This window comes from Leptolyngbya sp. O-77, from assembly GCF_001548395.1.
GTDB lineage: Bacteria > Cyanobacteriota > Cyanobacteriia > Elainellales > Elainellaceae > Thermoleptolyngbya.
In genome coordinates, this window is record NZ_AP017367.1 from 2,588,450 (window position 1) to 2,604,635 (window position 16,186).

The 16,186-nt window shown below is 54.8% G+C and carries 1 protein-coding gene and 6 CRISPR repeat arrays (1 of these 7 only partly in view); the gene reads left to right on the top strand.

Annotated elements, in window-relative coordinates:
* Positions 1–2,303: a CRISPR direct-repeat array (repeat unit 35 nt; unit sequence GTGCCAAACCTCTGATGCCGCAAGGCGTTGAGCAC) (it extends 14,307 nt beyond the left edge of the window).
* A 111-nt stretch (positions 2,304–2,414) separates the two neighbouring features.
* A CRISPR array of direct repeats spans positions 2,415–3,090; the repeat unit is 35 nt; unit sequence GTGCCAAACCTCTGATGCCGCAAGGCGTTGAGCAC.
* Between the two features lie 108 nt (positions 3,091–3,198).
* A CRISPR array of direct repeats spans positions 3,199–4,081; the repeat unit is 35 nt; unit sequence GTGCCAAACCTCTGATGCCGCAAGGCGTTGAGCAC.
* Positions 4,082–4,192: 111 nt separating this feature from the next.
* Positions 4,193–11,690: direct repeats of the CRISPR family, unit length 35 nt; unit sequence GTGCCAAACCTCTGATGCCGCAAGGCGTTGAGCAC.
* A 108-nt stretch (positions 11,691–11,798) separates the two neighbouring features.
* Positions 11,799–14,125: a CRISPR direct-repeat array (repeat unit 35 nt; unit sequence GTGCCAAACCTCTGATGCCGCAAGGCGTTGAGCAC).
* A 71-nt stretch (positions 14,126–14,196) separates the two neighbouring features.
* Positions 14,197–14,959 (top strand): IS5 family transposase gene (locus O77CONTIG1_RS23500; RefSeq protein WP_410503480.1). Its coding sequence is split into 2 segments (ribosomal slippage): positions 14,197–14,541 and positions 14,543–14,959, totalling 762 coding nucleotides; the frame shifts between segments, so codons are not numbered across the junction.
* Positions 14,960–14,991: 32 nt separating this feature from the next.
* A CRISPR array of direct repeats spans positions 14,992–16,030; the repeat unit is 35 nt; unit sequence GTGCCAAACCTCTGATGCCGCAAGGCGTTGAGCAC.
* The last annotated feature ends 156 nt before the right edge of the window (positions 16,031–16,186 follow it).

The window sequence follows — 16,186 nt, forward strand, 5'->3', positions numbered from 1 at the left end:
TGCCGCAAGGCGTTGAGCACCTTCGGGCGGTAATGAGCAGGGGCGCGGAGTTCCCTCGGGTGCCAAACCTCTGATGCCGCAAGGCGTTGAGCACTCTGAGATCAGCGCACCCAGCGTAGAGGTGCAGAGTGCCAAACCTCTGATGCCGCAAGGCGTTGAGCACATTCCTTAGCGTGAATTTCAGTTCGTGCAAGTGAAGTGCCAAACCTCTGATGCCGCAAGGCGTTGAGCACAATAATTTACCTATTTTTTAGTTCTATTAGTTCTATTAGTGCCAAACCTCTGATGCCGCAAGGCGTTGAGCACGGACTCTGGGATGGGAACTGGTACAGCTTTGGGTACGTGCCAAACCTCTGATGCCGCAAGGCGTTGAGCACGACTGGCCACCTATGAAGTTAACGGCAAGCCCAGGTGCCAAACCTCTGATGCCGCAAGGCGTTGAGCACGGTTGCGGCGTTGCTCACCAGCACTGGCCCAGGGTAGTGCCAAACCTCTGATGCCGCAAGGCGTTGAGCACTGGACGGCGATGGCAACCTGAAGCATCATGGACAGTTGTGCCAAACCTCTGATGCCGCAAGGCGTTGAGCACATCGTCAAGATCTACACCGCCCAGCAGTACCGACAAGTGCCAAACCTCTGATGCCGCAAGGCGTTGAGCACTGAGGGTGGCGACCCCGCGAGATTTGCCTGCCAGTGTGCCAAACCTCTGATGCCGCAAGGCGTTGAGCACTCATCAAACGGGTCGTATCCGCTTGCCGCATACCAGTGCCAAACCTCTGATGCCGCAAGGCGTTGAGCACAATCCCGAACCAAGACTGGCAAGAGGACATGGATGGTGCCAAACCTCTGATGCCGCAAGGCGTTGAGCACTATACAACACTGTATACAATCTATTATAACAAAAACCCTGTGCCAAACCTCTGATGCCGCAAGGCGTTGAGCACTCTTTCTGGTTTTCTATCAATACAAGAACAGTAGGAGTGCCAAACCTCTGATGCCGCAAGGCGTTGAGCACGTTCGCAGTCCCAGGAAGTTGGTGGCGATCGCCAGTGCCAAACCTCTGATGCCGCAAGGCGTTGAGCACGAATGCACTCGGTCTGCTGTGTCGTTGTCCATGTCGCTGTGCCAAACCTCTGATGCCGCAAGGCGTTGAGCACAGTAGATCTGGAAACCTTAGCCCTGATGGGCTGGAGTGCCAAACCTCTGATGCCGCAAGGCGTTGAGCACCCTCCCAAAGAACCAAGACACCCATCACCGGATCACTGCCGTGCCAAACCTCTGATGCCGCAAGGCGTTGAGCACAGAGGAACCTCCGAAGGGGATTGATTTGATCTAATGTGCCAAACCTCTGATGCCGCAAGGCGTTGAGCACATGCTGCTTTGACCAAATTTAATACGATTGCCAACGGTGCCAAACCTCTGATGCCGCAAGGCGTTGAGCACTGCGAAACCGCTCTATCAGCAACCTTTTGGAGACGTGCCAAACCTCTGATGCCGCAAGGCGTTGAGCACTAACTGGCATTCTAGAAGCAAGTCAGAAAGCTGCTGTGGTGCCAAACCTCTGATGCCGCAAGGCGTTGAGCACCAGATCAGGTAGGGAGCTTCGTGGCGGCTGAGCCAGGCGAGTGCCAAACCTCTGATGCCGCAAGGCGTTGAGCACGTATCCGTTGTGAAATCGAGATTCTAGGCAACACTGTGCCAAACCTCTGATGCCGCAAGGCGTTGAGCACGTTCCAGCAAAAGGTGGTGTACGCCGTAAATATGGTGTGCCAAACCTCTGATGCCGCAAGGCGTTGAGCACTTGGTAATGGACAACTTTAGAGGGCATATTTAATGAGTGCCAAACCTCTGATGCCGCAAGGCGTTGAGCACTTGCCCCGCATAGTTCTGCAACATCGTTTTGATACTGTGGGTGCCAAACCTCTGATGCCGCAAGGCGTTGAGCACAATCGATTCTCTTCTGGCTCGGATTCTTTCTCTTTTGTGCCAAACCTCTGATGCCGCAAGGCGTTGAGCACCCGCCGAGAACATACGGTTGCCAGAGGTGTAACTACGTGCCAAACCTCTGATGCCGCAAGGCGTTGAGCACGAGTAGAAATCATGCTGATAATTGTTGGCAACTTGGTGCCAAAACCTCTGATGCCGCAAGGCGTTGAGCACTCCCCGCAGCCTCAAGTCTCTTGCCCGCGAACTGAAGTGCCAAACCTCTGATGCCGCAAGGCGTTGAGCACAGCTTGCCTACTACTGGAACGTCTGCAAGGCGACGGGTGCCAAACCTCTGATGCCGCAAGGCGTTGAGCACAAGCAGCTTACGCCCGCTGGCTTGAGGTCAGCGGATTGGTGCCCAAACCTCTGATGCCCGCAAGGCGTTGAGCACTTTGCAGTGACCAGCACATTTCCCAGATCGGATATCAGTGCCAAACCTCTGATGCCGCAAGGCGTTGAGCACAGCCGTTCGGGATAATGGGTTGATCGGTATAAACCCAGGTGCCAAACCTCTGATGCCGCAAGGCGTTGAGCACGAGCAGGCGACACGCAGGCGTGCGCGGGGCGTGTTGTGCCAAACCTCTGATGCCGCAAGGCGTTGAGCACATAATAACTTCTGAGGAATCTGAATCAGTACAGTAAGGTGCCAAACCTCTGATGCCGCAAGGCGTTGAGCACAGGCCACGTATCTTACCCAGCCGTTTAACGAGGATTGTGCCAAACCTCTGATGCCGCAAGGCGTTGAGCACGACAGCCGCTTCAGGAGATGGAACCAGAGTAGCTAGTGCCAAACCTCTGATGCCGCAAGGCGTTGAGCACTTAACGTCAGTCAACAAAGCGGCATACTTCGACATAGTGCCAAACCTCTGATGCCGCAAGGCGTTGAGCACCGACGTATCGTTTCGTGCCTACATATCGGGAAGGACGTGCCAAACCTCTGATGCCGCAAGGCGTTGAGCACTTTTGCAATCGTTCAGCATGATCTTGAACCGATCGATGTGCCAAACCTCTGATGCCGCAAGGCGTTGAGCACTAGGAAAAGGTGACTTGTGCCATAGGGGTCAGGTGGTGCCAAACCTCTGATGCCGCAAGGCGTTGAGCACATGGTGTCGCAAGAGATTATTCAAGAAACCGTCGGGGTGCCAAACCTCTGATGCCGCAAAGGCGTTGAGCACCCTCTTTACCTTACTGATAGCAGATCGAGCAGCCGCCGTGCCAAACCTCTGATGCCGCAAGGCGTTGAGCACCCTCCGAAACCGCCAGAATTAGCTATACTGGATACGTGCCAAACCTCTGATGCCGCAAGGCGTTGAGCACCGCACTCCGTCGTCGCGCACGAAGCCCCAGGTGGTGTGCCAAACCTCTGATGCCGCAAGGCGTTGAGCACTTTACTGCCATTTTGCACGAACGCAATCACCAAAAAGTGCCAAACCTCTGATGCCGCAAGGCGTTGAGCACCGAGTTTCTGAGATGAGAAACCAGATTTTATCAGTTGTGCCAAACCTCTGATGCCGCAAGGCGTTGAGCACAATGCTTGACGCTGCCAGACAAACTCTATCGCACGCGGTGCCAAACCTCTGATGCCGCAAGGCGTTGAGCACATAACTAGCGGCTTGCGGATAGGCATGGGCTTTAAAGGTGCCAAACCTCTGATGCCGCAAGGCGTTGAGCACATGGCTCATACCGGACTAGAACACGCAATCTCGCGTGCCAAACCTCTGATGCCGCAAGGCGTTGAGCACTTGGGACTGTGCCCTAAGAAGCACTTGTCCTCTAGTGCCAAACCTCTGATGCCGCAAGGCGTTGAGCACAGATTCAACCTCTACCAGAGACAATCCTGAATCTGGTGCCAAACCTCTGATGCCGCAAGGCGTTGAGCACGGCGCAATACCAATCTTCCGCTGCTCAAGGTTGCAGGTGCCAAACCTCTGATGCCGCAAGGCGTTGAGCACGAGTTCTGGAATTCGCGGGCGCACAGAACGCGAATGTGCCAAACCTCTGATGCCGCAAGGCGTTGAGCACGCGCTGACATCAAGATTCCACCACCAGATGAAAGGCTGTGCCAAACCTCTGATGCCGCAAGGCGTTGAGCACCGTTGGTGATTTTCGCCTGGCAATAATCGCAGCAGCACGTGCCAAACCCTCTGATGCCCGCAAGGCGTTGAGCACCTCTCTGGGCGGGGGAGGCGATCGCGCTGCCAGTCGAGTGCCAAACCTCTGATGCCGCAAGGCGTTGAGCACCTTCGGCGATGGGCAAATCTCTGTTTTTCTATGATGGTGCCAAACCTCTGATGCCGCAAGGCGTTGAGCACTCTGCGTGTACGGATAGCTGATTCAGTGATTGAGATTGTGCCAAACCTCTGATGCCGCAAGGCGTTGAGCACCGCCGATGGGTTCGGGCAAGACCGAGCGTATTGGCTCTGAGTGCCAAACCTCTGATGCCGCAAGGCGTTGAGCACGGGGCTTGAGTGTTGCCGCCGGGTATGTGCTTTGAAGTGCCAAACCTCTGATGCCGCAAGGCGTTGAGCACTGAAACCGTTGCCAGAAGTCAACGCCCTTCAATTGGTGCCAAACCTCTGATGCCGCAAGGCGTTGAGCACAGGCATTGAGAAAATATCCAAACTGGTTTAAGGAACGTGCCAAACCTCTGATGCCGCAAGGCGTTGAGCACTTCCTGCGGGCACTCCTGCCAGCCTGATGGGATGGGTGCCAAACCTCTGATGCCGCAAGGCGTTGAGCACGGCCAGTGATTCGCAATTACTGCGATCGCTTCTCGTGCCAAACCTCTGATGCCGCAAGGCGTTGAGCACTCCTTAGTGTCTGCTTTGGTGGCCACAGCCGGGAAATGTGCCAAACCTCTGATGCCGCAAGGCGTTGAGCACCCCGCTGCCACGACCGCCAGCAGAGGTGCAACGCCCGCCAGTGCCAAACCTCTGATGCCGCAAGGCGTTGAGCACCATTCAGTTACGCCGTGGCGACCGACGATCAGGGCGTGCCAAACCTCTGATGCCGCAAGGCGTTGAGCACTCACGGTTTCTTACTCATGCTCCTTTGAACGCGAAGTGCCAAACCTCTGATGCCGCAAGGCGTTGAGCACCCTAGACCGTAGAGGGCATCCCATAGGGCTTGATACAAGTGCCAAACCTCTGATGCCGCAAGGCGTTGAGCACACGCAGGCACTTTCGGGACTGGGCCGAGACTCCAGTGCCAAACCTCTGATGCCGCAAGGCGTTGAGCACTATGGACTAGGGGTACTATCTCGGAGGGCGATCGACGTGCCAAACCTCTGATGCCGCAAGGCGTTGAGCACACCTCAACGACCTGCTGGGCTTCTTCAGCGGTCACTGTGCCAAACCTCTGATGCCGCAAGGCGTTGAGCACCTGAAATCTAGATTCTCGATGGCAAGCGGACACCGCAATGAGTGCCAAACCTCTGATGCCGCAAGGCGTTGAGCACGCTTTTCAGGAGTGACACGTTCTAAAATAAAAGTGTCAGTGCCAAACCTCTGATGCCGCAAGGCGTTGAGCACAAGCTGCCAGACTCGTACTGGTAATTCCAATTGTTTGGAGGTGCCAAACCTCTGATGCCGCAAGGCGTTGAGCACTTGAGCAAGCCTTGCGCGGTGAACCGGTCAGCGATCGTGCCAAACCTCTGATGCCGCAAGGCGTTGAGCACATCCAAGGCGGATACAAGAAAGGCATTATTATCACAAGGTGCCAAACCTCTGATGCCGCAAGGCGTTGAGCACAAAGTATAGCTGTCCTCACAAGAGAAGAAGCGACCAGTGCCAAACCTCTGATGCCGCAAGGCGTTGAGCACAGGTGGCTTCTCAGACTTAACTACTGTGGCTGATGCTGTGCCAAACCTCTGATGCCGCAAGGCGTTGAGCACCTGACTGATACGTTTGAGGAAATCATCCAAGAAAGTGCCAAACCTCTGATGCCGCAAGGCGTTGAGCACTCCTCTTCGCCCCCAGGAGAAACAAGACCAGTTCGTGCCAAACCTCTGATGCCGCAAGGCGTTGAGCACGCAATATGGGGGTACTCGACATCATCACTTAGATTGTGCCAAACCTCTGATGCCGCAAGGCGTTGAGCACACAAGGTTTTCGGAGGAAGCGTAGGAATGTCCGCGGTGCCAAACCTCTGATGCCGCAAGGCGTTGAGCACACTCCAGTCCGCCAGCACTAATAGCCCACAGGTCAGTGCCAAACCTCTGATGCCGCAAGGCGTTGAGCACAGTGTGTGCCCCAGCAGTTGAAGCCGTATGTGTGTGGTGCCAAACCTCTGATGCCGCAAGGCGTTGAGCACCTGCTGGTAGGCGCTGAACACGTCTTCAACGCCTGCGGTGCCAAACCTCTGATGCCGCAAGGCGTTGAGCACTTGACGAGATACTCCAGAAAACCCATCAGGTGGGCGGTGCCAAACCTCTGATGCCGCAAGGCGTTGAGCACTTTACCCCCCAAGAGTGTCCGGGTACGAGTATTCAAGTGCCAAACCTCTGATGCCGCAAGGCGTTGAGCACTGGTGCTGCAACTCATACAGCACCGTTTCCTTGAGGGTGCCAAACCTCTGATGCCGCAAGGCGTTGAGCACGTAATAGGGACAACGCACAAGAGGATTCAATAAGTCGTGCCAAACCTCTGATGCCGCAAGGCGTTGAGCACGTTTATTTTATCATGCTGGATATTTACATTTTGCTGGTGCCAAACCTCTGATGCCGCAAGGCGTTGAGCACATCAGCCAGAATTTTTTGACCGATCTAGAACGATAGTGCCAAACCTCTGATGCCGCAAGGCGTTGAGCACGTTGATCAACTCCGAAAGAGTTTTGATCTGCCAGAATACGTGCCAAACCTCTGATGCCGCAAGGCGTTGAGCACCGAAGCAGTTCATTCGCCAGTTCGGTTGTCGCACAAGTGCCAAACCTCTGATGCCGCAAGGCGTTGAGCACTGGGTTGCTGTTGGGCGATCTCAGCCATAGATCCCGTGCCAAACCTCTGATGCCGCAAGGCGTTGAGCACGCTAGCTCAACAGATTGGTGGCAAAATCTACGTGAGTGCCAAACCTCTGATGCCGCAAGGCGTTGAGCACATCTACGGGCGATCGAAGCCCGGATCAGCGAACTGGTGCCAAACCTCTGATGCCGCAAGGCGTTGAGCACATCACGCTGCCTGTGACGGCCGCGCCCGCCACCACGGTGCCAAACCTCTGATGCCGCAAGGCGTTGAGCACAAGTCCGCACGGTCGTCAAAACGCGAATTCGGAACCACGTGCCAAACCTCTGATGCCGCAAGGCGTTGAGCACATTTGGGGTTGGCGCTTGAGAAGAAGTGGCTAGTTCCAGGGTGCCAAACCTCTGATGCCGCAAGGCGTTGAGCACTCTGAGATCTTGGTGCTGAAAGCTAAAATCGAGTGGTGCCAAACCTCTGATGCCGCAAGGCGTTGAGCACCGAGAGCTTGTGGTCACGCCATCGGCGCTGAGATTGTGCCAAACCTCTGATGCCGCAAGGCGTTGAGCACGAAGAGCGCCCGGCGATCACCAGGGCCGACAACAGTGCCAAACCTCTGATGCCGCAAGGCGTTGAGCACCTCGTTGGTGTAAGCGGCAATCAGCATCAAAACCCGGTGCCAAACCTCTGATGCCGCAAGGCGTTGAGCACCGGTGGGCACGGATGAGGCAGCACCTCAGTCCACCGAGTGCCAAACCTCTGATGCCGCAAGGCGTTGAGCACGTGACTGTACCTAATAAATCAATCGTTGATCCCAAGTGTGCCAAACCTCTGATGCCGCAAGGCGTTGAGCACTATACCTATCGGGATAGCCAGTGTGGAGGGTTGTGGTGCCAAACCTCTGATGCCGCAAGGCGTTGAGCACTGGGGATAATCCGTATAAGAAATCTTGCCAGTATAGTGTGCCAAACCTCTGATGCCGCAAGGCGTTGAGCACAATTACATCGAGCGCCGTGAGCGCATTGGGGCCGTGTGCCAAACCTCTGATGCCGCAAGGCGTTGAGCACTTGCGCTACCAAGTCGATCACGACTGGGTTCTGGAACGTGCCAAACCTCTGATGCCGCAAGGCGTTGAGCACATTCTGGCTTCCATTCAGGTCGCAATTGTATCGCTTGTGCCAAACCTCTGATGCCGCAAGGCGTTGAGCACTTGAATTTCTTGGGCATTCAACGTACCTGATTCCAATCTGTGCCAAACCTCTGATGCCGCAAGGCGTTGAGCACACGGAGAAGCTGCGATATGCCTAATCCAGATAAGCGTGCCAAACCTCTGATGCCGCAAGGCGTTGAGCACAAATCTTACGGAGTACAGCAGCGTAGGCAAGACGTAGTGCCAAACCTCTGATGCCGCAAGGCGTTGAGCACCCGGTATCGATCGTGATCTAGCTGCAAATGCAAACTGTGCCAAACCTCTGATGCCGCAAGGCGTTGAGCACCAATTAAAGATTTGCAGCTTGACGACCTGTGGGAAGTGCCAAACCTCTGATGCCGCAAGGCGTTGAGCACTTTACCTTGACGATCCAGAAACCTACCAGGTACGTTGTGCCAAACCTCTGATGCCGCAAGGCGTTGAGCACGCGACACTTGGGTCACTACTCAATTGTTTAATCCTCCGTGCCAAACCTCTGATGCCGCAAGGCGTTGAGCACCAGGGTTTTCAAAACTTTTTGGATGGGCTTTCCATGTGCCAAACCTCTGATGCCGCAAGGCGTTGAGCACCCGGAATTGCGCTCTTGCACCTGCACAGGCAGCACGTGCCAAACCTCTGATGCCGCAAGGCGTTGAGCACTCTCCCCTTTTGTTAGCTTTGCGTCCCAACTTGGGGGTGCCAAACCTCTGATGCCGCAAGGCGTTGAGCACATTTCATTACGGCGGCGTTTCCGAGCTACGGATTGTGCCAAACCTCTGATGCCGCAAGGCGTTGAGCACATCCATTCAAATACCAAGGTTTTGTATTGTTTACGTGTGCCAAACCTCTGATGCCGCAAGGCGTTGAGCACTACTATCAGGAAAATATTTGCCCGTAATATCCAGTAGTGCCAAACCTCTGATGCCGCAAGGCGTTGAGCACGGAGTAGAAGTAGAAAATGCAAAATCCTGGCAGCGTGCCAAACCTCTGATGCCGCAAGGCGTTGAGCACATAGTTGGGTCAGTTTTTCTTGTGGACTTAACGGGGTGCCAAACCTCTGATGCCGCAAGGCGTTGAGCACTTCAGGGGTTGGGCTTGGCGACGCAGCAGCGACAAGTGCCAAACCTCTGATGCCGCAAGGCGTTGAGCACATAAGAAACGCCGTGAATAGCTAAATTATGGCATCGTGCCAAACCTCTGATGCCGCAAGGCGTTGAGCACAAATGGCTAACTCTGGGGCAAATTCCACTTACAGTACTGTGCCAAACCTCTGATGCCGCAAGGCGTTGAGCACGTCTACAGGTTGGCAGTGATGTTGTTAAATCGATCTTGTGCCAAACCTCTGATGCCGCAAGGCGTTGAGCACCCCGCTACCTTCTATCACGATCGCTTTGAAGGTAGAAGTGCCAAACCTCTGATGCCGCAAGGCGTTGAGCACAATTAGCATCTCCCCGGTAGCCAGCCTTGCGATACGTGCCAAACCTCTGATGCCGCAAGGCGTTGAGCACACATTGTAACTTCCATCACGCAGGACGCATCTTCGCCCTGTGCCAAACCTCTGATGCCGCAAGGCGTTGAGCACATCGGCATTATTACGAAGAGGCAACCTGCCCGGAAGTGCCAAACCTCTGATGCGCAAAGGCGTTGAGCACCCCCATAGGATATGCAAAGGTAAATTGGTTGGGGAAGTGCCAAACCTCTGATGCCGCAAGGCGTTGAGCACCTGAGGTTGCCCGATAGTCTGAATCACAAGTATGATGTGCCAAACCTCTGATGCCGCAAGGCGTTGAGCACCTCTCTCAGTCTGGATACATCCTCAGCATCGACTAGTGCCAAACCTCTGATGCCGCAAGGCGTTGAGCACACCTGAGCAGCCGCAACATCTCTATCTTCCACACAACGTGCCAAACCTCTGATGCCGCAAGGCGTTGAGCACGTTGGAAAACTTGGTCGTCGGGGGCGATCGCCTCTGTGCCAAACCTCTGATGCCGCAAGGCGTTGAGCACCAGAACTCAATGATCTCAGACTCGCTCTGGAGCGACGTGTGCCAAACCTCTGATGCCGCAAGGCGTTGAGCACCGGACATATTGAGCGAGGAAATCGCCCGTCTCAGGCGTGCCAAACCTCTGATGCCGCAAGGCGTTGAGCACCCAAGCCACCAACCCTGAATGCAAATGCAGGCTGTGTGCCAAACCTCTGATGCCGCAAGGCGTTGAGCACTACAGCCGGGAAGTATCAGCAGTATCATCGCCAGCAGTGCCAAACCTCTGATGCCGCAAGGCGTTGAGCACGAATTCATTTTTGATTCGATCAAAGATAGTAAGGCGTGCCAAACCTCTGATGCCGCAAGGCGTTGAGCACTGGGTGGTGGTGGCACGCAGGAAGATCCCATGCGGTGCCAAACCTCTGATGCCGCAAGGCGTTGAGCACGTAGTCCCTTCGATCGCAGTGCCCATTTCTGGGAGTGTGCCAAACCTCTGATGCCGCAAGGCGTTGAGCACGAGATTGAAACTCCTGAGACAATCGCCACTGACGAGGTGCCAAACCTCTGATGCCGCAAGGCGTTGAGCACTTTCAGCTATATTGCTGCCAGACGTAGGAGAACCGTGCCAAACCTCTGATGCCGCAAGGCGTTGAGCACTGAAACGGATCAGAAACGTTAAAAAAAACGGATTGCTGTGCCAAACCTCTAATGCCGCAAGGCGTTGAGCACTAGTTGTTGGTTGTGTCAATGGACTGCACCATGACGTGCCAAACCTCTGATGCCGCAAGGCGTTGAGCACATGCAAGTTATGAGCGTTATCTGAAACGGATGAATGGTGCCAAACCTCTGATGCCGCAAGGCGTTGAGCACAACGAGAAAGACAAGATTGAAAGAGCAAAAAAAACTGTGCCAAACCTCTGATGCCGCAAGGCGTTGAGCACAATAGAAACTTCATTTTTACTATCACGTTTATCGAGTGCCAAACCTCTGATGCCGCAAGGCGTTGAGCACGATTCCTTCAGATCCGCCAACTGGAACGATCGTATGTGCCAAACCTCTGATGCCGCAAGGCGTTGAGCACGCATTTCGGGTACTGGCACTCCTAAACAAAGCCAGGTGCCAAACCTCTGATGCCGCAAGGCGTTGAGCACTGTTCCAGATTGGCAATACGTCATGCCTTGGTTCACCGTGCCAAACCTCTGATGCCGCAAGGCGTTGAGCACGACACCATCAGCCAACTAGATGATTTGATCAGCCGTGCCAAACCTCTGATGCCGCAAGGCGTTGAGCACCGGCGCAAATCTGCCGGAGACAGACGGGCGTTTTGATGGGTGCCAAACCTCTGATGCCGCAAGGCGTTGAGCACGTCGTAGTACGTGGCTTTGTGGAGTTCTACGCCATTGTGCCAAACCTCTGATGCCGCAAGGCGTTGAGCACCCGCCAAATCCGGCAAAAGCAAAGCCCGCAACGGTTGTGCCAAACCTCTGATGCCGCAAGGCGTTGAGCACAGCCCGAAATCCAGGAAGAGAGGGTTATTCGAGTGAGTGCCAAACCTCTGATGCCGCAAGGCGTTGAGCACAGAGATATTCCATACTGCGGAAAGCCACCGACTACGTGCCAAACCTCTGATGCCGCGCAAGGCGTTGAGCACTCGATCTCGTCTGTAGGTGCATTTCCTTGTCCTTTTGGTGCCAAACCTCTGATGCCGCAAGGCGTTGAGCACCCCAACGGGGAGCGTACCAACGCCATCCGTCAGAGTGTGCCAAACCTCTGATGCCGCAAGGCGTTGAGCACATCTCGATCTTCGCTATTACGAGTCGGCACGTCAAAGTGCCAAACCTCTGATGCCGCAAGGCGTTGAGCACCTTTCCTCTCTGGCGATTGGAACCAACCGATAACGGTGCCAAACCTCTGATGCCGCAAGGCGTTGAGCACCGGGCCAGGAATGCAACTTGATGAGCATTTTCAGCGTGCCAAACCTCTGATGCCGCAAGGCGTTGAGCACCTGGTCTACCAAAATCCCACCATTGTTCAAAACCCGTGCCAAACCTCTGATGCCGCAAGGCGTTGAGCACCTGTGTTCGGAGTACCCGTGTGAGGCATTGCAGCGGGTGCCAAACCTCTGATGCCGCAAGGCGTTGAGCACCCATTTTATCTGCTGGGAGGCGCTTCATGATCCCATTGTGCCAAACCTCTGATGCCGCAAGGCGTTGAGCACACGTGATTCTAGACGTGCTGGCTTCCGAGGTTCAGGTGCCAAACCTCTGATGCCGCAAGGCGTTGAGCACGTCTGATCGGAACCGGAGTAGCTCGCTGGAACCTAGTGCCAAACCTCTGATGCCGCAAGGCGTTGAGCACACACGATCGCCCATCCAGCCCACTACGCCCACTACGTGCCAAACCTCTGATGCCGCAAGGCGTTGAGCACTCGTGGGGAAGTGCTGCCCAGTAGTCTTTCCCAAGGTGTGCCAAACCTCTGATGCCGCAAGGCGTTGAGCACGAGACATTCTGATCGCGTTCGACGACTCGGAAGCGGAGGTGCCAAACCTCTGATGCCGCAAGGCGTTGAGCACATAACATACCTAGACCGTATAGAGAATCCCAAATAGCCGGTGCCAAACCTCTGATGCCGCAAGGCGTTGAGCACATGGTGGAGTGTATGCTGGAATTGATCGCGATCTAGGTGCCAAACCTCTGATGCCGCAAGGCGTTGAGCACAGCGAAGAGAAGTTAGACCTCCGGTAATTCAAAATGTGCCAAACCTCTGATGCCGCAAGGCGTTGAGCACGCGGCACCGACCCTGACATAGTGGATTTCTGGCTGGGTGCCAAACCTCTGATGCCGCAAGGCGTTGAGCACCCCTAGAAGAAGCCTCTCTGCCTATCCCAGGGTGAACGGTGCCAAACCTCTGATGCCGCAAGGCGTTGAGCACTTTAGGTCTCCGCCAGTTGCGGGGCAAATTTCGCAGGGTGCCAAACCTCTGATGCCGCAAGGCGTTGAGCACCTTCGGTGTCGAGTGCCGCCGCAGACAATCGAGACAGTGCCAAACCTCTGATGCCGCAAGGCGTTGAGCACAGTAAGAAACCGTGACATCCTCCCGACGCTGACCCGTGCCAAACCTCTGATGCCGCAAGGCGTTGAGCACTCTGTTTTAAAGCAAAAACCTTAGCCAAAACCAGTACGTGCCAAACCTCTGATGCCGCAAGGCGTTGAGCACGTGGAACTCCTGGAAATCGGCTATCGAAACCGTGCCAAGTGCCAAACCTCTGATGCCGCAAGGCGTTGAGCACATAAGGAAAAGAAGTCTTCTTTGATTGCTTCTGCAGTGCCAAACCTCTGATGCCGCAAGGCGTTGAGCACAAGTTGGTATGCATTATCGGTCTCGTCTCTATTATGTGCCAAACCTCTGATGCCGCAAGGCGTTGAGTACGACTTCTTGAAAGTAATCATATAGAGCCTGTAACTGGTGCCAAACCTCTGATGCCGCAAGGCGTTGAGCACCTCCTGTCCCCACACAAGCATAAAAACTTGTCTAGCGTGCCAAACCTCTGATGCCGCAAGGCGTTGAGCACATTGAGCAATGAGGACAATCTGCTTAGTCACATCGTGCCAAACCTCTGATGCCGCAAGGCGTTGAGCACAAGGACAAGCCAGCGACCTGGATCGGCAATAACATGTGCCAAACCTCTGATGCCGCAAGGCGTTGAGCACTCCAGACCTTGAGGCACCATGCGCCGTCGTCCTGGTGCCAAACCTCTGATGCCGCAAGGCGTTGAGCACGAGCCTACTGCGCTCTATGTCCTCGTCAAGCGCAGGGTGCCAAACCTCTGATGCCGCAAGGCGTTGAGCACTTTCTGGCGTTTCGCAAAGCCTTGAATCAATTGGTACAACTCGGTGCCGTGCCAAACCTCTGATGCCGCAAGGCGTTGAGCACCCGCTGGGGTAGCTGCTGGCCCCATCAAAAAACACTCTGTCCCCGGTGCCAAACCTCTGATGCCGCAAGGCGTTGAGCACCTCAAGGAAGCACTAGGGAGTGTCATCAATTAGATAAGCTGTAATCAGCAGTGATTCAGCTATCTGACGATTATGACAACCCGACGCTACGCCCTGCGCGATGACCAATGGGAACGGCTCCAAGATTTGCTCCCTGGACGAGCGGGGGCGGTAGGAGTCACAGCAAAGGATAATCGTCTGTTTGTCGAGGCAGTGCTATATCGATATCGAGCCGGCATTCCCTGGCGAGACTTGCCAGAGCGGTTTGGTCATTTTCGCAAGGTTCACACCCGCTTTCGGCGCTGGGCAAAGACGGGCGTATGGCAACGGGTGTTTCAGGTGCTGTCTGAAGATGCAGACAACGAATACGCCATGATCGACACCACGATTGTGCGTGCTCATCAGCATAGTGCTGGGGCAAAGGGGGGATGCCAATGCCCAAGCCATTGGTCGTAGTAAAGGGGGATTGAGCACCAAGATTCATGCGACTGTCGATGCACTGGGCAATCCGACAGGCTTTCACCTCACACCCGGGCAGACCTGTGACCTTGATGGGGCTGATGTGCTGCTAGAGAATATTCAAGCTGATACAGTCCTGGCTGACAAAGGATATGACGCAGACCAACGGGTGATTGAGCGACTCCAACAACAGGGCAAGACGGCTGTGATTCCGCCCAAGCGAAACCGCAAGACACCGCGTGATTACGACAAGGAGCTATACAAAGCGCGGCATCTGATTGAGAACTTCTTTGCCAAACTCAAGCAGTATCGAGCGATTGCGACACGCTATGACAAGTTAGCCGAGACGTTTCTGAGTGCAATTTACATGGCGGCTGCCCTTATTTGGCTTAATTGATGACACGCCCTAGATGGTCTGCATGTAGCAGGGTGCCAAACCTCTGATGCCGCAAGGCGTTGAGCACTGGGTAGGCTAAAACCCCTCCGCTTCAGCGAGGGGATGTGCCAAACCTCTGATGCCGCAAGGCGTTGAGCACGATCGTAATCTTGTCAGATCCCAGAAATCCAAAGGAGTGCCAAACCTCTGATGCCGCAAGGCGTTGAGCACCATTGGTCGCTGCTGTGTGACGAGATGAGTGACTGAGTGCCAAACCTCTGATGCCGCAAGGCGTTGAGCACTCCGAAGAATTATAATAACCGTCTACGTTTAAGAAGTGCCAAACCTCTGATGCCGCAAGGCGTTGAGCACAAAACAGGCGAGTATTTTGGGGTGGTGGTTGGGGATGCACCGTGCCAAACCTCTGATGCCGCAAGGCGTTGAGCACATCCGGCGGTGCTGGAATTCCTGAGCGCAACTCCACTCGTGCCAAACCTCTGATGCCGCAAGGCGTTGAGCACCTCCGTCCCGTATTGCCCATGATGCCAAGTTTTTGGTGCCAAACCTCTGATGCCGCAAGGCGTTGAGCACACAATTGCCTTTTGGTTGTAATGTTGGGGAGTTAGAGGTGCCAAACCTCTGATGCCGCAAGGCGTTGAGCACGCTGAAACGTCGAAAAAACCCACAACTTGCTATAGGTGCCAAACCTCTGATGCCGCAAGGCGTTGAGCACCCGTTAGCGCCTGGAAGCCCCCAAGCAGTCCTTCGGTGCCAAACCTCTGATGCCGCAAGGCGTTGAGCACTTCGTTGCAACGACTGGCGCGATTTGGCATTATCCCCGTGCCAAACCTCTGATGCCGCAAGGCGTTGAGCACACAAACAGATTACACTGCGATCGCGTTCTCTGCCCTATTGTGCCAAACCTCTGATGCCGCAAGGCGTTGAGCACGTACAAGGAAGTTCTAAAAGGTTTTTAGATTAATTTTGGTGCCAAACCTCTGATGCCGCAAGGCGTTGAGCACGGTCAAGTGAGTAAAGGTATAACCAGAGTTCGTATGTGCCAAACCTCTGATGCCGCAAGGCGTTAAGTACGGGTTTGTTTAGGGTCTACAGAAACAGGAAGACCCCAGGGTGCCAAGCCTCGTGGGGTTTACCTGGGAAGTTGTCTGCTCCCGGACTCCTTCTGTCAAGCAACGCTTCCCCCTGCCGAAGCGATACGGCTAAACCTGGGAAGTTGTCTGCTCCCGG